Below are 19,684 nucleotides of genomic sequence, written 5' to 3' on the forward strand. Positions count from 1 at the left end.
GATCAGTCGAACCGGAAGTAAAAAAGCCGGGGCTTTTGGCCCCGGCCTTCGCCAGCTAGAGAAATACTAGACTAGCCGCTGTTTTACGCTTGGAAGTGGATGTGGCTCAGGTCAACCGTACCGGTCAACTTGACAACAGTGTCCGTCCCCGAGAAGCCAGTGTCACCGGCGGCAGCGTGAACGACATACGTGTTGCCCTGGTACTGGAACGATGCGACTTCGCTCGCAGCAGCATCCGCCGTGGCGGCAGCACCTGCCTTGGCAGCAGCGGCGTTGAGGAAGTCCGTGAACGCAGCGGTCGATGCAAGAGCAACAGTACCAGCGTTGGCAAGCGCTGCAGGAGCGACGGCAGTACCAAACTGGATCGTATCGCCTGCATGTGCGCCATTGAACGTGGTGTAGATGTTGCCGTTCGTGTTCGCACTGCTGATGATAAGAGTGTCGTTGCCGGTACCGCCGTTCACCACGTTGAGGCCCGAGCCAACAGTGATGGTATCGCCGCCGTTGCCGACCGTGATGGTGTTGTTGCCGTTGCCAACCGTCACGACATCAGCTGCGCCATTGCCCACGACGATCGTGTTGTTGCCATTGCCAGCCGTCACAACATCACCTGCGCCATTGCCCAGCGTCACGCTGTTGTTGAGATTCGAAGCCGACAGATTGACGCTATCAGCCGCGCCGTTTCCAGCGGTCACCACCGTCGTACCGGCGCTGCCCGTGATGGACAGCACGCCGTCGCTAGCGGTGATCGAGTCGGTGTGCGTTGCATCCGCGTTGCCCGAGAAGGTGAAGTCAGCCGCCCCGACGTTGACCGATGCGCCGCTTGCGGACGTAGCACCAGCGCCAATCTTGACCAGCTCGCCCGAAGCGACACCAGTGGAATCAATAGAGGTCAGCGAACCCAGCGTGCTACCGACCGACAGATCCAGACCTGCCGCACCGCTAACGACGAGCTTCGTCGCGCCGGTGTCATGCAGTGCCAGCTTGTCGGTGAATGCACCACCCGTGGTATCACCCAGTGTCGCCACGTTGACCGTTTCGAAGCCATCAGCCGTCGTCAGCTTGCCGCTAGCATCCAGCAGAGCAGTCGACTTTGCAGTGCCCAAGGTCAGGTTCAGAACGTCAGCCGAGCCCGCGGCCTTCAGATTGACGGTGACGTTTTCGGTCAAGTCCGAACCATAGGTGAGCGACGTCGTAGCCGCAGCCTTGTTCAACGTCAGATTGTTAGCGCTCGTCGCGTCGATAACAATGCTCGAATTGAAGCTCGACGGCAGTGCCGACAGGTCCAGCGTGCCGTTCGTTGCGCCCACGGCGCCAGTCAGTTCCAGCACTTGGAAGTTCGTTGCATGCGCCAAAGCCGTGGCCGTCAGGGTCGACAGGTCAGCGATGCTGTCCAGTGCCAGCGTGTTCACGCCTGCGCCGCCGTCGATAGCAACGGTCGGGATTGCGCTCAACGTGACAACGTCTGCCCCAGAACCACCCTCATACGTCGCAGCGACGCTTCCCAGGTTGACCGTGTTGTTACCGGACGTAGCCGACGCGTTGACATCGGCCAGGTTCGTATCACCCGACAGGTTGGCCGACAGGCCAGCCGAACCCGAAACGGTCACGTTCTTCAGCGAGTTAACCGTAGCGTCGAACGTCAGCACGTTCGTGCCGCTCACCGCCAGAGTCTTCAGGCCGGAATCAGTGACAGCGAGTTCGGAATCCTTACCCGTCGTCGTGACGTTCAGCGTGGTGATTTCGTCGTTCGTATCGACCAGTGACGCGCCAGTTGCCAAGTTGTTGACCGTCAGGTTCAGCGTCGTTGCAGTCGGCTTGGCCAGGTTGTCCGTCACCGTCACGTCCACTGCGGAGTTCGCCAGCGTCAGGTTCGTCAGTGCATTACTGAGGATCTTCGAGCCTGCGCCATAACCATCCAGGGACACCGTCGAAATGGTGTCAGCCTTCGTGGTGTTCGCGGCACCGGATTCGTTCGCGTCAGTGACCACCACCTTTCCAGCCGTTGCAGCTGCGCCGAGCGTTTGCGCAACCGAAACCGACGTCGTACCTGCAACACCGTTGACCGAAACTTGACCGGCGGCAGCAGCTGCAGCGACCGTGTCGTGAATCGTGACCGTCGAGCCACCGTTCACAACGACAGTATTGCCCGCGCCAACGCTATCGTTCACCGTTACCGCCGTCGTCGCTGCAGCCGTGACAACGTCGGAACCCTTTGACGTTGCAATGTTCAGGGCGGTCAGGCCAGTCCAGCCGCTAGCATCGATCGTTTCGCCGATGGTGGATTGAACATTAACCGTCTGAACACCGCTCACCGTAATCACGGGAAGTGCGCCTACGCCTTGATCAACAATATTCAGCGTGTTGTTCGCACCTTGCGCCTTGATGCTGTCAAAAGCGTTGAGCGTGCTGTCGTTGGTTGCGAGCAATGCGTTGATGACCGCATTGCCGCCGGTCACATTGACGCCGTCTACACCGGTCGTGAGCGTGACCGTCTGACCAACCGTACCATTTCCGATGTTACCGACGGTCGCCGGCAGCTTTGCCGAGGCAGTGGCTTCCGAGGCCGTGTCAACCACTTCCGCCAGTGCTGCACGTGCGTTGTTCGATGCGGCATCGCCCGAGTACGCAACTTGAGCAGCCGTCGATTGGCCGATTGCAGCCGTGAACGCATCAGCGTACGACAGCTTTGCTGAGAGTTCCGTTGCGTCGTTGCCCGTCGCGCCGTTGTAAATGTTCAGGGCAACCGAAGCCAGCGAGAACGTGCCGTTGTTGATGCCTTGAACGTAGAAGCTCAGACCTGCCGAGTCCGCATCACGGCCGAACAGCGTTTGATAGATCGCGTTGACTTGAGCGGCCGTGTTCGAACCACCATAGAGGTGCGTCGATTCAGCCGAATTGCCGAACGCGTTGATGATGACGTTCAGGTTGCCACCTGCCTTGTCCAGTTGCGTCGCCCAGTAGTCCTGGCCTGCCGGATCAGCCGGACGGCCATAGTAGGCGATGTATGCCTTCTGAATCTGTTCGTAATATTGTGCTGCGGCCATTTATAAGCTCCAAAATTATTTATACACGTGTTTGCGCCATCAACTGTTGGGGCCCCTGCGCTTTAGTACGCCCCTCAACATCAAACGCGAACGCATTTTCGGATGACTTTCAGCGACGTATTGTGATGGTGCTCACAAAGCTTCAAATAGTGACGTCGAAATGTTGGCTATAGAACTGCGCGATTGAAAAGGATCGTGAACACGCAAAGCGCGTAGCCGGCGCGAGTTGCCAGCGAGGGTGTGAATGGGGCGCGAGAAGGGAGGATTAGCTAGTCCTGTAGCGGGCTGGAGGCCGCCAGTTCCGGAGGGAGGGAGCTGGCGGTGTACATCTGCTACTCTATGGCCGCTCACAATATGGAGCGCCACGATCTTAGTGTAGTGCCCGAATCATTTGTGTGACGGGCGTCACAATGAAATCGCAAAAGAATCTGTAACTTTCGCCTCGTCCGCTCAGAATCCTTGCACAGATGCAGATTGACTTTCCGCCTACCACCAAGACGCTTCTCGGAAAGCGCACCCTCAGAGATGTTATCAATCGCTATACCGATGAGTTCATGCCAGAAAAGAGGGGGGCGGCATCCATTGCGAAGAGCCTTCACGACATCGGTTTGAGCTGCCCGTTTTTGGGCGACCCGCTCGAACGCTTAACAGTGGAGATCATTTCAGAGTGGCTTGCGCAGCGCCTATCCGGAATAGCGGCGTCGCACGCCACGTATGAACTGAATTTGGTAACTGCCTTGCTGGAGGTCGCCCGAGCCGAATTGGGCTGGATTAAGAATAACCCGGCACTATCGATCGCGCGCCCACCCATCCCCGCTAACGATCGAAGTGCACCGGTCCCGCGCCGAGTGTCAGACGTGGAGATCCAGACCATGTGTGAAGCGATGGGATACGAAGACGGATCGATGGCAGCGAGCGGGTCTCAATATACGGCAGTCGCGTTCATTCTTTCGGTTGAGACAGGAATGAGGAAGAATGAGGCTCTCGCCCTCCGATGGTCTGATGTATTTCTAGATGAGGGTTATATCAGCATCATGGGAAGCGAAATCGAGGAAATCAGAAAAATCCCGCTCTCAAAAAAGGCCACCGCGTTGTTTTCTCAGCTTTTCAGGTTCGAAGACGACGAGCGGTGCATACCCGTGGCGCATCACTTCGCCAGTAAGACCTGGACTATGGCCAAAAAGAGGGCGATGCAGAGACTTCCTTCGCTTGAGGATTTGAAATTTACTGATTCTCGATATGAGGCAACGGCTCGAATGGCGAAAAACTTCAGCCTCCTCTCGCTATCGAAAATTCTAGACCATGCAAACCTGCCAACCCTTGTGCCCTACTACCTCGAGCCGGAAGTCTAATTTGGTGGACCAGTGAGCGCCGCTGGCGAGGAGGTAGATTTGAGCGCACGGTAAGCGAGCGGCGCAAAAAGACGTCGGGCGCGAAGCCCGACGCAAGAATTCCCGCGACAAATCCGAGGGCCAAGTCGCGGGCCGAGAGGCGAAATTATCGAGGGTGTTAGCCGCGCATGTTGTGACCAAAGTCACAGCCATATGCACTTTCGAGCCATTACCTTGCACTGTCTCCCTCAATGAATCCCTGCACCTGCATCGCGCGCACGTAATCCTGCAACGCCTTCAGCTTGTCGATCTCGCGCTGGTCATCGCCCGCTACTGCTGCAACGACGGCTTAGCCCCGGTTGTCGGTCGCGACCGCCGGGTTCGCCTGCATCTTCCCCCGGAAGTAGCTGGCGATGCCGAGCACTGGCGCCATCGTGCCCATCACCGCCGCTTCGGATCCGAGCATGCTGGGGATATAGCCGAGGACGGCCGGGTCGACGCGCGCGAACATCACGCCGATGTATGCCCCCGCGACCGTTAAGCCCGCGAGCACCGCAAGCAATCCGAAGCAGAAACCGACGAACGGACGCCAGCTGTAAGTGGGCCAGTGATCGGCCCTCGCCTCGGTCTGCATCGTCTGGTTGACGGCCTGCGTGTTAGCGGTGTCGGCGGCCAGCTCGGCCTTCTCGATGTCGGCAGCAATCTGCGCGAGCTGCGCCTGCTGGTCGAGCACCGCCTTCTGGAACTGCATCGATAGGTTCGGATCTGCCTGAATCGCGGCGAGCGCCGCAGCGGGCGCGGACTGGCCGGTAACGGTCTGGGCGATGCCGACAACGTGCTTCGCGACGTCTTCGGCCTTCGAGCCGCCAAGCCACCCGGCGATCATCGGCGCAAACTGTGCGAGCGCCATTGCGATAGGGATAAGCGGCATCATGCGGCTCCTTTCGTGAGATTGTTGGCGATGCGATTGGCCCACCCCTTACCGAAGGTCGACCAAGTCTGCAGTGAAGTGAAATAGCGCAGGCGCAGCGCGTTCCAGCGAAGCATGAAGCGCAGTGGATCCGTAGCCTGTACGGCAGCGATGGTTGCAGGCCCGATCAGCCCGTCGACCTTCGCGCCGGCGGCGCCCTGCATCCAGATCACCGCATGGCCGCCGTTGTAGTTCGCGTCGAAGATCTGGAACGCCACGCGCGCATCGAGCTCGTCGAGCCGCAGCGGATCCCAGTACAGCCTTTTTGCGATCGCCTTGGCGGTGTCGCGCGGCAAGTCCTTCATTGGGCCGGCATAACCGGCCGCACGTGCGACGCGCGCCGTGACGCCCCACATCGTTTCGCCGCCCGGATCGGCAGAGTTATTCGAATAGCCTCCCTCGTTCCCGATCAGCGCGTCGAAAGCATCATCAAAGCTGGGCATGGTGTTACTCCAGTTCGTGCAGCCGCGCGTCGGATTCGCGCTGCTCACGTTGATCCTTGCGCCACATGAAAAAAGCGTTCAGCGCGAAAGTCAGAATCGCGGTCGCGATACCGACGATCACCCCGATGTCGGTCAGCGTCAGAGATGACCCGAGCGCCACACCGCTGCCGGCATAGCTCGCTGCTTCGGTTGGACTGATTCGCATGCATCTCCCGGAAACGAAAAAGCCGCCCGAAGGCGGCAGATTGCAGAGGTGAGGCTTTACAGGATTCAGTGCGGCAGCGTGGCGTTCGCCAGGCAATGGCCCTTCTGCATCATCAGGAAGTCGATGCACGGCGCCGCGATCTTCGCCCAGCGCTTGCCCTGAATCAGCGCATTCCCGGTGCGCGTCGAGATCGTTTCGCCGCGCGTACCACCGAACAGCGCATTGCCGCATTCGTCCTGAGCGACCGCCATCGACAGCGCGCGGTCGGTCGAGCCGAACGCAGCCTGGCACAGCATGGCGATGGACAAGATCGGCGAGGCCAGCGTGCACAGCGCCCACACCATCAGCAGTTTCAGTCGACTCATGGGTTGCTCCATTGGATCGCCTGCACGGCTTCAATCGTCGTTGCGGCGTCGATCTGGTCCGCGAGCTGCTGGTTCTTTGTCAGGCACGCGAGGATGGTTGCCTTGCCGTCCCGACCCGCCTGCTGGATCTGCGCAGCCGTGTGCGGCAGATATGCCCATGTGCCGTCGGCATCCGCGCACCAGAACGGCGTGGTCCAGTCGGCCGGGAGTCCCGGCAGCAGCGATGCGACGACCGACGCATTGAGGTTCTGCTGGTCGGTGAACTTCGCCGGGTAGCTGTGCGGTGCGCCGAGCGCCGACGACGTGAAGCCTGCGAAGATCGCGTCTTGGCAGGCTTGCGAGACGACGGCCTTCTGCGTGGTCTTCGCGGCGTCGAGGTCCTGCGTGGGCTTTGAGAATGCCGAGTCATTCCACAGATCGCCGATCGCCGCATCAGCGGCGTCGATCCACCCTTGCGACTGCGCGAAGTCCGCGTCGGCCTCGACGATGTTGGCGACCGTGCCGCCCTCAATGATTGCAAAGCGAGCCATCAGATCACCCCCCAGATACGCAGTTCACCGCGGGCGCCGTCGCCGCCTTTTGCACCATTCGATGACCCGCCACCGCCGCCTGCGGGCGCTGCGCCATTTGTGCCGGATGTGCTATTGCTGCCGCCCCAGTTGCCACCATTGCCACCGAATACCGACTTGCCGCCATTTGCGCCTCCGGCGCCGCCACCGCCTCCATAAACCGAATTGCCACCATTGGCGTAGCCTCCACCTGCACCACCATACGCAGAATTGCCACCCGTGACGGCACCGCCGCCACCGCCAAACCCATGATTGTCGATGAGATTCGTCCCGCCTGTATTGCCGGGCTGTCCGCCCCCCGCCTGACTGCTTCCGTTGGGGCCGGGCGACCCTGCAGACAAGGCGCCCCCACCACCGCCGCCATAATAATTGGCGCTTGTTGTCCCCGACCCGCCACCGCCACCGTAAGCCGTGACCAGCGTGCCAAGCGAGCTTGAACCGCCGGTGCCGCCCGCTGCGTTTGCCGCCGATGACCCGGTGCCCCCCGATCCGACCGTGACGGCCTGCGACGCGCCGAGCGATGCAACCGGAAACTGGAACGGAACACACGCCCCACCCCCGCCACCGCCGGCAGCAAAGGACGTCGTTCCAGCCTTTCCGCCTCCCCCGCCCCCGGCCCATAGGAGTCCGCCGACCTGGTCATAGCCGGGCGGAGTCGTGAACGTGTCGCTCACCGTGAACACACGGAAAAACGGATTGACGACCTGCGAATAGAACGCCGCGCCGTCGCACAGCACCAGCCGGCACTCGCCCGGATACATGACGTAGCTGGTCAGCCCGTCGATCAACTCCGAAGCATTCGGGTCGAGCGTAATGTCACCGCTGCCGCTGTTTCGCAGCCAGCACATCCACCCGTTGCCGAGCGTCGCGGCGGCGGCGAACGTCTGGGTAAAGGTGCCACTCGTGATGTCGATCAGTTTCCCGGCATCAGCGACACCCAGCACCGTGTTAGCGGTACGCGCGGAGCGCGTGCTCACGGCGGCTGGGCCGGCTGGACCGACAGGCCCTGAGATCGCCACGGTCCAGGCCGCAAACGTGCCGGCGCCTGCGACCGAACCCACATTCACTGTCATCGCGCCCGTGCCGCTGTTGTAGGCGGTCACGATTCCCGCCATCACGTTGGACGGCGATGCCGTGCTGGCGATCGACACCATCATGCCGACGACAAACAGCTTGCCGGCCTGCACGGTCAGCGCCTGGTTGCCCGTGCCGATCGTCAGCGATGTCGTCGACGCCGCGCTGGTGCCGGGTGCATTCGCGGCGGTCGCGGCGCTCGTTGCCGCGTTCGCCGCGCTCTGTGACGCCGCCGTCACCTGCCCCGTCACCCAGCTGGCGATGTTGATGATCTGCGTGAACATCGGCAGCAGGCGCGCGCGGAAGCCGCCATTCGCGAGGCCGGTCGTCGGATTGCTGTCGTCAGTGACGGTCGAGCCGTCGCCGCCGACGTTTGCCGGAAAGGTAACTTGATTCGTCATCAGGATGTTTCCTCAATTTCAAAGGCGTTGCTGTTGAAGCCCTGAATCACGGTCGTGATTGGATTGAGTGCACGCATGCGCCCAAGGAACGACTGTCGAATCAGGTTGAGCGAGTCGGCCGGATTCCAGGCGACGAGTAGCTCGCCATCAACGCCGAGTTTTCGCTGCATTTCGAAGACTTGCGCCTTCGCCTCCGCGTCGTTCAAAAGTTCCAGCGTGAACTTGTCGACGCGCCGCGGGGCCTTGCGATCAAAGTACGGCGTGCCGCCGAGCGAGCGCGCAACCCTTGTGTCCGCCTCCCACCCCATTGAGGCACCGTATGACATGTTGTGGGCCGGTTGCCAGCCAGGCGACATGAACAGGCGGCCGAATTGCAGATAGCCAGCCGGGTTCAATGTGTCGCTGAACTGCACCTGCACGTAGCGCGCAAGCGCGATCGCCGGCAGGAGGTTAAGCAGGATGCCCGGGTAGCCTGCGCGATCATCCTGCGATACCGTTCCATCCCACCAGTTATCGTCTTCCCATTCGAGCGTGCCAAACGGATAGACAACGGACCATGCAGGCATCCATCCAGAGTCGTACTTCGTCGTCGCGAACGTCGGATCGTCGCCCATCAGCACGCGCCACTGCCCCTGCGTGCTCATGTTATGGCTGACGAGCGAGACGACCTGCAGCTTGCGGTCCTTGCCGAAATCGACCGTGAACTGCGTATTACCTGCAGCGCAATCGGTCGTGCGAGCAACGCGCGCGAGGCGCCGGTCCTGCAGGTTAGTGAGCGGTGCCTGCCAGCCGCCACCCGACAGCGTAGAACTGTCTGTCAGATTCGGAAATGCCAGTAAGACGTTTGCCACGTCACCCCCATAGCGTGAGTGTTGCGAGGTGTGTGTCGGCGCCCGCATCCACGCCGACGACCGTCATCAGTTTTGATGGCAAGCCATAGCGCGGATATGTGAAACCGACCACGCTGCCGAGGTCGAGCGTGCCGAGTTGCGACAGATCGATGTCGACGGTCATCAGCATGCGGCGACTGAATAGCGCGAGCCGTCGGTTGGCCTCCGCAGTCGCGTCCGCTGCGTTGATCAGCGCCGTGTCGAAGGTCTGGTCGGTCGCTGACGGCCAGGTCGTCTGCACGGTCGCACTCTTCGCCACCTGACTGCGCGACGCCTGTGACAGCCACGTGCGCCGGTCGACGCTCACGCTGCCGGCGGGCTGGCTCTGTACGGTGTAGTTCTTCGCGTAGTTGACCGTGACCTGATAAACCGGGATGCCCGCCTCGCGGATATTCACTGCCTCGAGCACCACGTCATCGAGCGTCACCGCCGGCGACCCACTCGGCGCGCTCACGCGCCCCATGCGCAGTACGCCGAGCCGGTCGAACGAGTAGAACGCACCAATGCTGAGCGCGATCGTATCCATCAGCGACAGGCTCGTCACCTGCCCATCAGCCCACACGCCGCACGGTGCCGAGGTCAGCGCATTAAGCGCCGCCACGTCTGCCGCGCTGATGTCGCCCGCCGTGAATCCCGCGTCGAGCGCGATCTGCTGCATGAGACTCGCCGCGCTCGTGACGCCGCTCGTCGCATCGCACGTCACCTGCGATGCGGGACTTGATCCAAGTCTGAAACGGCCTTGGAACGCACGCGCATGGCCTGCAGACGGCGCGGTCGATTTCAGCGTGGCGAGGTCGGGATACGGCGCGTCGAGCGTGAGCGCGACGCCGTTGTCATAGACGGCCGTGATCGTGCAGTTCGACTGGTCCGACGCCTGATAGATCAGCAGCGACGTATTCGCGCACTTCGGCGCGACGTTCATCACCTGACCGTACACGCGCGGCACGTATTGCCCCATCAGGTCGTTTGGCGTGCCGTCGATACCGTTCGGCAACACGTTCGTGCCGCCATATGTCGGACGCTGCTGCGTGAGCGCGAGCATCTTCTGCCGGTCATTGACGACCAGCGAAAGCGTCGTCGTGTTGCTGACCTTGACGTCGCTCAGCGTGCCGGATGCCGTGACCGTCCATTGCGCGAACGGCGTGCCGAGCGTCCCGACTCGCATCGTGAACGGTCGCCCGTCAAACGCGTAGTCGGTCAGCAGGTAGTCGATGCCTCCGTCGCTGTTCTCCAGCACGATTTCACCGGGCGTCGATTGCGACGCACCGAATGAAGCCTGTGCTGTGTTGAAAAGGGACCGCGCAAAGTGAGGAGGGGCACTCAGGCGCGGCTCGTAATAGACATTCGCCGGCGTGTCGGAGGGCAGCGTCATAAACCCGTCGTCGGAAAAACGAAGGGTCTGGACGCTGCTATCCGACAGCCGGAAGCCGGTCACTTCGATAGCGATCGTCATCGTTGGTTTGCAATCTTCCCGGTGTTGTCGGCTGTGTTTTGCAGGTGACGGGTCTGCTTGCTCATGTCCACGCGGTTCTCGGCTTGATGCTGGTCGGCCTGCTGCATCTGCGCGACGCCGACCGTTGCAACAGTGCCCTTCAGGCTCGACACTTCCGCCCGCAGCGCCTTGATCTCGTTGAGCAGCGCCGTGTTATCGCCGCTGCCAAAGCGCGACCAGTCTATATTGAGCATCTGCGACAACTTCTGGTTATTCGCAGACGTCACCACCGCCTCGCCCTTGTGAAGCTCGGCGCGGTAGCCATCGAACGGCACGCTATCGAGACCGCCAGCATGCGAGCCATGAAGGGCCTTGAGTTCAGCAATCCACGGGTTTGCAGCAAGGAATGCGGCGGTCGGGCCGGCTGCATTCGCCGCATCCCATTCGGCGCCAGTGATGCCACCCATCGGGCCGTACGGATTTGCGTCGCTGTACGGGATCAACCCTGTGATCGGGTCTGCCGTCGCCAACACTTGCGCCCGGTTCATCCCTGCGCCGGCCGCACCGCCACTGCCAGCGCTACTAGTGCCGCCTGCCGCAAAGTACGCCTTCACCGCATCCTCGAGCGACTGCGCCGTCTGGTTCAGGTCGAGAATGCCCTGCACCATCTGGTTGTCCGCCGCGAGTTGCTGCTGCGCCGTGCTCAGCTGCGCCTGCGCCGTCGCGATGTTGCTGTCGAGCGCCGACTGCACCGCATTGAAGTCATCCACATACGCCTGACTGCTGGCGTTGTACGCCTTCGACGCATTCAGGAAGTCCTGCGCCACCTGCGGCAACTGGCCCTGCGCCGTCTTGTCGCCCGCGGCGGCCGCCGCCGACGTCTTCCCGAACTGTTGCTTCTCGGCGAGGTACTTGTCCTGCGGCGAGAGCGTCGACAGATCGCCCAGCGTCAGCGACTGCTTCAGGCCCTTGAGCGAATCAATGAACTGGTTGGTCGCGTCGATATTCGACTGGAGTGCCTGCACCTGATTGTTGTACGCCGTCTGCACATTGCCGAGCGCCGTCTGCACGGCCTGCTGGGCGGCCTGCTGCGCCGCCTGTGCGGCCTGATCCGCCGCCGACATCACCTGCCCGAACGCGGGCGCCAGCGCGAGCAGCGAGTTCTGCAGCGCCTTGACCTTAGGGTCCGACGTGTCCATGTTTTCGACCAGCGCCTGGAACGCGGCGTTGGTTTTCGGCATCGACACGCCGAGCGCGTTGAACCGGTCCTGCAGCTGCTTCGTGCTCATCGCGAGCTGCTGGCCCGACGTATAAACCGCGCCGAAGTAGTTGTCCCACAGCGACTGCTGCGCGTCGGCCGCCTGCTGCGCGGCCTGCGTCATCTGGTCGAACGCGGGCGCGAGCGCCAGCATCTGCACATACAGCTTCTGCCCGGCATCCGTGGTCAGGTCGATGCCCTCGACGGCCGCGCGGAACTGCTCGTTGGTCCTGATGCCCGACATGCCGAGCTTCGCCAGCTGGTCCGTGACGGACTTCGCCTGGTTCGCCACCTGCTCGGTCGCCGGCACAAAATGCTGCTCGAAATAGCCCGCGTTGCTGGCGAACTTGTCGACGCCGCCCGACAGGTTGATGACGGCCAGCTGCGCCGACGTGCTCGCGTTCTTCAGGTTGTCGAAGTCCGCGCCCATCGTCTGGATCGAGTCGAACAGCGCATGCAGGCTGTTCAGCGTCTGCTCGATCTGCGTCACCTGGTCAGCCGTCAGCGTCGACGCGTTGAACTGGCCCAGATAATCGGCATACGGCTTGTCGAGATTCGCCTTCTGCAGGCTGGCAATAACGGACTGCTGCAACTTCAGGCTGAAGTCGTTCAGCACCGTCGTCGGGTCCTTCACGCCCGACAGGTCGGTCCGGTCCGGATACGCGTCGCCGCCCGTCGTGAAGCCGGCCGACACGAACGAGTTACCCTTCTTCGGGCTGACCTCATACGACGCCTTGAACTGGCCCAATCCCGAGAGGTCGCCGCCGAGCTCGCCCGCCATCTGCTGGATGGTGTCAAACGTGCCCGTGATCTGCTGCATCGTTTGCGATGCGGCCGGGTCGCCGCCTGACGGTCCCGCGAACTTCGTGAGGTTGCCCGACGCGTCCGACACATACGACGCACCGGAGCGCGTTTCGCCGCCACCGAACAGCGAGCCGACCAGGCCGCCAAGAGCGGCACCGACCAGCGTGCCAATACCCGGCAGCACCAGAGAACCGGCGAGCGCGCCCACCGTGCCGCCCACCTTGGCGCCCGTGCCACCGTAGAGACTGCCGATCGCGAAACCCGTGCCCGCCGAACCGACGACGGCCCCGAAGTCGCCCATCCCGCCGTTGGTGCCCGCACGCGGCAGCGACGACGAAGCCTCGCCGGCCGACGATCCCACGTTCCCCGAGAGATGCAGATAGTTGCCGAGCACATCGCCGCCTTCGGCATTCGCAAGCGACGCTGCCGAGCCCGAGGACAGGCCGCCGAACAGGCGCGACACATGGGCGAGGCCGTCGTTCACGCCCGAGAAGGTGCCGTTGCCGAACGCCTTGGACAGCATGCCGAAACCACTGGTCCCATCGCTGACGCCACCCACCCCGGACGCGGCATTCGCGCCGTTTGCGCCGAGCAGGTCATTGCGGATCGTATCGCCGCCCACCATCCCGGCGACGTTCGCCACGACGTTGATCACGAACTTCTGCGCGAACGCCTTGTACAGCGCGTCGACGACCGTCACCTCGAACGTGTTCTTCAGCGACTGCGTGAAGCTCTTCCAGCCCTTCTCGCCGTTGCTCAGCATCTGCAGGAAGCCGTCATGGAAGTCGCGGTCGATCTGGCTGACCGTGTTCTTCCACTGGTCGAGGACCGGCTTGTTCGACTGGTCCGCGTACCACTGGTTGTACTGCTCGATCAGCTTCTTCTGCGCTTCGGTGCCGTCGCCCGCATTCGCGATCAGGTCCTGCCACTTCTTTGCGTCGATGTCCCGGATCGCGGCCGCGCGCTGCTTTTCATCGAGGATGCTGTTCGCCGCAAACTTCTCATTCTCCTGTTGCAGCTGCTTCGCGCCGGCGAGCGCATCGCGTTGCGCCTCGATGCCGCCGACCACCTTCGCGCGCGCATCGGCTTCGGCGAGCAGGTCCTTTTGCTGCTGCTCCGACAGCGGATGGCCTTCGCGTTGCGCCTTCGTGATCGTCTCGCGCGCCTGTGCTTCATACTGAAGCTGCACGGTCATCAGCTTGCGCGCCTCGCCCTCGGTGCCGTAGAGGGCGACGTCCTGTGCGAGCGCATCCTTCGCGGTCTGTTCGGACTGGGCCCACTTCGTGACCTGATCGTTGTAGTCCTGCTGCGCCTGCTTCGCGCGCGTCACTGCATCGATCTGCTTGTCGAGGGCTGCCAGCTGCTGGGCGTAGCCGAGCTGCTCCTTCAGCTGCGCATCCGTGACCTTGCCGATGCGATCTTTCTGTGCGAGACCGAGCTGCTGCTCGATCTGCAGCACCTTCTTGTCGCCCTCGCTGACCTTGTCCTGCTTCAGACCGTACTGGTCGATCAGAGCCAGCTGCTGCTGACGCGCCTGAATTTCGGCCTTCAGCGCCGCGACATCGCGGTTGCTGGTCGAGTCCGCCGTCGACTTCGGCGACTTCGGGTCCTTGTACTTGTCCGCGATGTCCTTCTGCATGCGGGCATAGTCGGAGTCGGAGAGCGTACCGCCGTCCGCAAGGATGGCCGCGCGATCTTTTGCCAGCTGCTTGAGCTCCTTGGTGCGCTTTTCCTCATTGCTCATGATCGCGTCGCTCATCTTTTCGATGCGCTGCGCGGCCTCTACGCCGGCCTGACGCCGTTGCGTGTTTGCTGCCTGAAGGGCGGCATTGTCCGCCTGCGCCCGTTGTAGGCGCTTGAGCGCTGCGATCCGGTTATCGATTTCCGCAATGCGCCCTGCGGAAAACATGTTGCCTTGGATGTCCTGCCGCTCGCCGAGCAGCGTATCGATCTGGTCCTGCATCGATGGGCCGGTGCTCACGCCTTGCTTGATTTTCTTCCAGAAGGTCTCGATTTCAATCGACAGGTCGTGCCAGGCCTGCGCGGCCTTCGTCAGATGCTGTGCGCTTGAATACTCAACCTGCTTCGCCGACGCCTCGATCACCTTCTGGACGGCGTCGGACTTGTCGCCGACATCCTGCATCGACTTGATTAGCTGGTACGTCGCCGTGTCCATGAAGTGCATGGACTCGGTATGCGCCGTGGCCCATTTCACCGGGTCGTCAGCCAGCCCCTCGTACATCTTCGAGACTTCGTCAAGCGACTTTCCCGAGATTTCAGACGTTCGCGCAATGACGGTGGCGAGGCTTTCCATCTGCGCGGCCGTGTACTTGCCACTTTCCGCGAGCCCCAACAACACATCGCTGGCCCTGCTGAATCCTGAATTGGTCGCCTGTGCGACACGCTGCGCCATTTCCTGCATGGACGTTGCGGTCAGGCCGGCGTAGTTGTTCGTCAGCGCAAGAGCGGCATTAAATGCCTTGGCGTCCTGCGCGGCTTCATAGTAGGCATACGCGAGGCCGGCCGCAGCTGCCGCGCCAAGCGTCATCGGCGTCACGAGCGACGCAATGTACGTGGCCAGGCCGCGCGCGGCGGCCCCGATGCCGCCGAACATATCCTTCAGCTGACCGCCCTGCTGCATGAGCACTGCCATCGGCCTCTGGCCATCCACAAGGCCAGTGACGATGTCGGTGAACTGCGCCGGCACTTCCCGCATTGCCGCAGCCAACGCCCGCGCGGACATGCCCGTCCTCTCCATCGAGGCCGAGCCACTCGACATCGCGGCCGAAGCTTGCTCCTGCCTGGTCCGCACCGCCTCGAGCTGCTCGAGATATGGCCGAAGCGCATCGACGCTCACGCCGCGCTGGTTCGCGAGCACCTCATAGTATTGCGCGCTCGATCTGCTTCCAGCCTCCATCGCCGCCGTCGTGCGCTGGATGGACTGGATCATGCTGCGCGTCGCGCTTTCGACCTTCTGCGACGATGCGCCACTACCGTTGCCGATCGAATCGATCGCCTTGCCTGCGGACGCGCTTTCGGTGACGACCGTGCGCGCCATGTCGCGTGCGCTGTCCTTCACATCGCTGAAGCCCTGGCGAGCCTCAGTGGCGTCCACGCTCACACCAAGCTGGACTTTCCGTTCATCAGTCGCCATTGCTCACCACAAAGGAAAAGGACCCGCCTGCGGCGAGCCCGTAAAGAAGGAGCCCGCCACAGCGGGCGCACTGCAGGTATTACTTCGCACTTTCGCGGAGCACCTCGAGCGCTGCCGTTTCGAGGTGCCGCACATCCTCGAACATGTCGTCGGCGGCTTCTGCCGAAAGCCCGAGCCGGTCGATCAGCGCGAGCACGGCGCAATAGTCCAGCCCGGTCGGTCCCGCCATGCCGGTGCGCCATTGCGTGCCGAGACGGCAGAACAGCAGCACCGCGTCGAAGTTCTCCGGCCAGATCTCGACCTCGTCCTTGCGGAACAACTGGCCGAGATCGAACGCGTTGGACGGACCGGCATTGGGCGGCCGATACAGTGCGTCGGCCGCCTGCTTCAGTTTCCCAGGCGCCCCTGCGTGATGGCGTTGCGGTAGGCGTCCATGATCGCCGTGATCGCCGCCGGCAGCTCGTCGGCCAGCTGCTGGACGTTCTCACGCGTGAATGCCTCGTCAAGATTCCAGCCCTCGACCGCCTGCATCACATAGTCCGCGTTGGCGCTGCCCGTCTTCTCCATCAGCGCGGCCCACGAAAACCCGTCGTCTGCCGGGCGCTCTTCCTTCGACGATGCGAACACCTCGTCAATGAACGCGCCGAACTCCTTGCGGGTGCGGTACTTGTAAGTAATCTCGATTGCTGCTTCGCCGCCATCCAGCATCGGGAACTTGACGACGTGCTTGAAGCTGGTCGGGCGCTTGCCGAGAGCGATCTTTGCCATGATGGTTTTCCTTGATGTGTTGTATGAGAAAAAACCCCGCCGGGAGAACCCGGCGAGGAAAGGACCGTCATCGGCCCCAAGGAGACACTTACGATGCGTAGCTGATCGAACGGCCGAGCAGCGACAGCGACGCCGTCACCTGGTTGGCCTGGTTGACGTTCAGCGACGGCATTTCCGACACGCTCATGTAGCCGTAGCCGTAGGACGAGACGCCACCCGACAGGACCATCTTGAACGCGACCTTGCGCAGCGAGCGGCTGATGTCCAGCATCTCCTGATAGTTCGTGTTCGATGCGTCATGGCCGAGCGTCAGCGTGATCGACGTCGGGTTGAAGCCCGTCGGCACGTTGATCGCGTTGCGGCGAGCGAGCGGGCTGATCGTGGTGAATTTCGGATCACCGCCCTGCGTCGCGATCGTCAGCACCTGCGGGATCTCGATCCAGTTGCTCACGAGCTGGACCGTGCCGGTGCCGCCGCCCGGGTTGTACCAGTTGGTGTCGTTCGTGTTCAGGCCGAGCAGGCTGAACGTGTCGACCGACAGCTGGTCGATCTTGAAGACGCTGTCACTGGCGTCTTCCCAGCCCGATTCGAACAGGAGTTCGGCGCCGTCGGCGAAGCCGTGCGCGACCGATGTCGCGACGGCCGGATTTGCGTTGCTCACAGCGGTGACGTTCTTCGCCGCGGCGAACGTTTCGGAAAAGAAGAACTTGCTGCCTTCGGGGAATGCGTAGGCCACGTTAGGGCTCCTTCAAAAGAAAAAACCCGCTCGAGGCGGGTGTAGGTCATGCCCCGAAGGGCGGAAAAATACCCACGCGCGGGCGGGTCGTTTTGCTTTGGTCCTATCGATCGGACCAGATAGAAAAGTCTTGCTGCTTGCCGTACCTGCTCAGGTCAGCGTCATTGGTCGAGACGGGCCCGGCCATCGGCTTCGCGTCGAACGCCGTTGCCGTAATAAACGCGGCCTCGATCTGCAGCGCGAGCGCGTCAGCTGCGCTGCGCCGATCGGACCACACGGCAACCTGGAAAAAGCCGTTCTGCTTGTTCGGCACTTCCTTGGCGAGCGGCCTGATCACAAGGCCACCGATCTGCTGATACGTCGCGTACGGCCGTGGCGTGTCGAACGGCGCAACATCGGGAAAAACGCGACCGCCAACGAGCGGCGACAGCAGCGCGAAGATGCTTGCTTCAACCGTCATTAAGAGCCTCCACCGATGCGCTTGAGCAGCTCGGCGACGGCGGCATCCATTGCCGCCGGGAACTGCGCCTGCGCCGGTCGCACGAAAGGACGCGCGCCGACATGCCGCGGTGATGGCAGTGGCGCCTTCTTGTCGGTGTACCACTTGCCATCGCGGCCGAGATAGACCTTGTACTTCTGCAGGTGCCCATTCTCGACAAGCCAGCCGTGCGGTGCCTTCTTGTGGTTCCAGCTCACGTGATAGGTCGCCTTGCCCGGTTCCGATTCGTCGCGGCTGAACACCTGATAGATCGCGCTGTCCAGGTTGCCCGTTACGCGGCCGATGCTCGCGACGTTGCGCTTGACCGCGTCATACAGCACCTGCGCTGCGGCTTGCGCCGCCGGCCGCGCAGCTTCCTCCGCGCTGTCGGCGAGCTCGTCAAGAAGGCTCTCAATGCCAGCGAGATTCGCATTGATCGTCAGACTCACTGGGCCACCTCACAAACGAGATCGACATAGCGCCGCCCCGCGAAATCGGGCAGCACGGCCTTGATACTGAAGATCATGCCGACGTAGACGACGCGCATGCCCGCCGTGATGTCGGTGCGCCAGCGAATGCGGATGCTCGCCTGAATGCGGCTGACATCCGCGCCGGCGGCGATCTGCGCGCGACCCGAATTCACGAGCACATTGCACGGCAGACTGGTCGCCAGATCGACCCACTGTGTGGACGGCTGCCCCACTTCGTCGACGCCGGCCTGCTGCATCTGCACCGTGGCGCGCCTGTTGAAGTCTCCGATACGCATCAGGCATACCCCATGATTCGGTACGGATCGAGCAGCGTGTCGACGTAGGGCAGCGCCTGCACCGTCACGCGATACGCGACCAGCATCTCTTCACGGTTCTCGAAGAGCGCGCCGACGCGCAGCAGAATCCATGTCTTGATGCCATCGGGAACAGCGGCAGCGTCGCCATAGCCGGCCGTAAAGCTGATCTTGACGGCGTTCGTCTGGTTCAGCGTGTCGGGCCAGTACGTGTTCACCTTCGGCGTCAGCACGCCCGGCTCGCTGATGTTGTCCACCACGTAGAGCGACGGGTCGAGCGTCTGCGTGTTGCCGCTCTCGTCGATGTACGTCACCGCGTCGACGGATTGCAGCCGCGGGAACGGGATGTCGATCTTGCTACCCCGGAACCGCACCGAGTAGTTACGCATCGTCATCCACGCAGCCGGCAACTGATCGACGGGCACGTAACCCGGAATGACGCCGTAATACGTGTAGAACGGGAACGCATCGAGATACAGGTCGTATTTCTGCGTCACGAACACGCGGCGGCACACGTTTTCGGCATGCACGCGCGCGGCGGTGATGAGGCTCTGGATCTTCAGATCCCACGTAGTGTCGGCGAGATCGAGATTCAGGTGCAGCTTCGCCTCCGCGAGCGACACTGGTTCCTCGACCGGCCCCTGCGTCAATCGGAGGCCCATGCGTTACTCCGCAGCGGGTTCGGTCGCCGTCACCGCAGCGGCCAGCTCTGCCGCAGCCTCCGGATCGACGAGCGCGACGACTTCAGCGCCCTGCTCGGCTGCGTACGCGACAGCGTCCGGATGATCGTCGACAGCACCAGCGGCAGCCAGCGCCTTGATGGTTTTCTCCGGACCTTCGACGAGCTGGCCGCACTTGAGCGCGAGTCCGTGATTGTCCGTGAGCACGCGCGCCTTCGCGGTTTGAGTCTTTGCCATGTTCGGCTCCTATGGGAAACATGAACGGCGGGCCGAAGCCCGCCGCGCGGTGTGTGTA

General features: G+C 62.4%; 19 protein-coding genes. 1 reads left to right on the forward strand and 18 read right to left on the reverse strand.

Annotation, left to right across the window (positions count from 1 at the left end):
- Nucleotides 1-83: 83 nt before the first annotated feature.
- Nucleotides 84-3,047, reverse strand: a complete 2,964-nt coding sequence (locus J8I87_RS05945) for a beta strand repeat-containing protein (RefSeq protein WP_209930512.1) — start codon at nucleotides 3,045-3,047, stop codon at nucleotides 84-86.
- Nucleotides 3,048-3,514: 467 nt separating this feature from the next.
- On the opposite strand from J8I87_RS05945, the gene J8I87_RS05950 reads away from it, so the two are divergent.
- Nucleotides 3,515-4,399: a tyrosine-type recombinase/integrase gene (locus J8I87_RS05950; RefSeq protein ID WP_209930513.1), complete on the forward strand. Its 885-nt coding sequence runs from the start codon at nucleotides 3,515-3,517 to the stop codon at nucleotides 4,397-4,399.
- 328 nt (nucleotides 4,400-4,727) lie between these two features.
- Here the strand turns inward: J8I87_RS05950 and J8I87_RS05955 are convergent, their stop codons facing one another.
- From J8I87_RS05955 to J8I87_RS06040, 17 genes are all read right to left on the reverse strand, one after another.
- Nucleotides 4,728-5,312 carry a 3TM-type holin gene (locus J8I87_RS05955; protein WP_209930514.1) on the reverse strand — a complete coding sequence of 195 codons (585 nt, stop codon included), beginning with the start codon at nucleotides 5,310-5,312 and terminating at the stop codon, nucleotides 4,728-4,730.
- Nucleotides 5,309-5,791, reverse strand: a complete 483-nt coding sequence (locus J8I87_RS05960) for a glycoside hydrolase family 108 protein (protein WP_209930515.1) — start codon at nucleotides 5,789-5,791, stop codon at nucleotides 5,309-5,311. Before J8I87_RS05960 ends, J8I87_RS05955 begins: the two co-directional genes overlap by 4 nt.
- A gap of 4 nt (nucleotides 5,792-5,795) precedes the next feature.
- Nucleotides 5,796-5,996, reverse strand: a complete 201-nt coding sequence (locus J8I87_RS05965) for an HP1 family phage holin (RefSeq protein WP_209930647.1) — start codon at nucleotides 5,994-5,996, stop codon at nucleotides 5,796-5,798.
- Nucleotides 5,997-6,061: 65 nt separating this feature from the next.
- Nucleotides 6,062-6,361: a hypothetical protein gene (locus J8I87_RS05970; protein WP_209930516.1), complete on the reverse strand. Its 300-nt coding sequence runs from the start codon at nucleotides 6,359-6,361 to the stop codon at nucleotides 6,062-6,064.
- Nucleotides 6,358-6,891, reverse strand: a complete 534-nt coding sequence (locus J8I87_RS05975) for a hypothetical protein (RefSeq protein WP_209930517.1) — start codon at nucleotides 6,889-6,891, stop codon at nucleotides 6,358-6,360. The genes J8I87_RS05970 and J8I87_RS05975 overlap by 4 nt, the downstream gene beginning before the upstream one ends.
- A complete protein-coding gene (locus J8I87_RS45630; RefSeq protein WP_280923053.1) occupies nucleotides 6,891-8,405 on the reverse strand; it encodes a glycine-rich domain-containing protein in 1,515 nt (504 codons plus the stop codon). The genes J8I87_RS05975 and J8I87_RS45630 overlap by 1 nt, the downstream gene beginning before the upstream one ends.
- Nucleotides 8,405-9,256: a hypothetical protein gene (locus tag J8I87_RS05990; RefSeq protein ID WP_209930520.1), complete on the reverse strand. Its 852-nt coding sequence runs from the start codon at nucleotides 9,254-9,256 to the stop codon at nucleotides 8,405-8,407. The genes J8I87_RS45630 and J8I87_RS05990 overlap by 1 nt, the downstream gene beginning before the upstream one ends.
- 1 nt (nucleotide 9,257) lies before the next feature.
- Nucleotides 9,258-10,748 (reverse strand): hypothetical protein, encoded by a 1,491-nt coding sequence (locus tag J8I87_RS05995; protein WP_209930521.1) that lies wholly within the window; start codon nucleotides 10,746-10,748, stop codon nucleotides 9,258-9,260.
- Nucleotides 10,745-15,904, reverse strand: a complete 5,160-nt coding sequence (locus J8I87_RS06000; RefSeq protein WP_209930522.1) for a phage tail length tape measure family protein — start codon at nucleotides 15,902-15,904, stop codon at nucleotides 10,745-10,747. The genes J8I87_RS05995 and J8I87_RS06000 overlap by 4 nt, the downstream gene beginning before the upstream one ends.
- A 118-nt stretch (nucleotides 15,905-16,022) precedes the next feature.
- A complete protein-coding gene (locus J8I87_RS06005) occupies nucleotides 16,023-16,262 on the reverse strand; it encodes a DUF1799 domain-containing protein (RefSeq protein ID WP_209930523.1) in 240 nt (79 codons plus the stop codon).
- Between the two features lie 68 nt (nucleotides 16,263-16,330).
- Nucleotides 16,331-16,711 (reverse strand): phage tail assembly chaperone, encoded by a 381-nt coding sequence (locus tag J8I87_RS06010; protein ID WP_209930524.1) that lies wholly within the window; start codon nucleotides 16,709-16,711, stop codon nucleotides 16,331-16,333.
- Between the two features lie 88 nt (nucleotides 16,712-16,799).
- The gene (locus tag J8I87_RS06015) at nucleotides 16,800-17,447 is read right to left on the reverse strand and encodes a phage tail tube protein (RefSeq protein WP_209930525.1); all 648 of its coding nucleotides are present in this window, start codon (nucleotides 17,445-17,447) and stop codon (nucleotides 16,800-16,802) included.
- A gap of 103 nt (nucleotides 17,448-17,550) precedes the next feature.
- Nucleotides 17,551-17,907, reverse strand: a complete 357-nt coding sequence (locus J8I87_RS06020) for a DUF3168 domain-containing protein (RefSeq protein ID WP_209930526.1) — start codon at nucleotides 17,905-17,907, stop codon at nucleotides 17,551-17,553.
- On the reverse strand, nucleotides 17,907-18,374 hold the full coding sequence (locus J8I87_RS06025; RefSeq protein WP_209930527.1) for an HK97 gp10 family phage protein: 468 nt from the start codon (nucleotides 18,372-18,374) through the stop codon (nucleotides 17,907-17,909). Before J8I87_RS06025 ends, J8I87_RS06020 begins: the two co-directional genes overlap by 1 nt.
- A complete protein-coding gene (locus J8I87_RS06030) occupies nucleotides 18,371-18,691 on the reverse strand; it encodes a phage head closure protein (protein ID WP_209930528.1) in 321 nt (106 codons plus the stop codon). The genes J8I87_RS06025 and J8I87_RS06030 overlap by 4 nt, the downstream gene beginning before the upstream one ends.
- Complete coding sequence (locus J8I87_RS06035) at nucleotides 18,691-19,371, reverse strand: hypothetical protein (protein WP_209930529.1); 681 nt, start codon at nucleotides 19,369-19,371, stop codon at nucleotides 18,691-18,693. The genes J8I87_RS06030 and J8I87_RS06035 overlap by 1 nt, the downstream gene beginning before the upstream one ends.
- Before the next feature lie 3 nt (nucleotides 19,372-19,374).
- On the reverse strand, nucleotides 19,375-19,626 hold the full coding sequence (locus tag J8I87_RS06040; protein ID WP_209930530.1) for a hypothetical protein: 252 nt from the start codon (nucleotides 19,624-19,626) through the stop codon (nucleotides 19,375-19,377).
- Between the last annotated feature and the right edge of the window lie 58 nt (nucleotides 19,627-19,684).

This window comes from Paraburkholderia sp. LEh10, from assembly GCF_017814945.1.
Classification (GTDB): domain Bacteria; phylum Pseudomonadota; class Gammaproteobacteria; order Burkholderiales; family Burkholderiaceae; genus Paraburkholderia.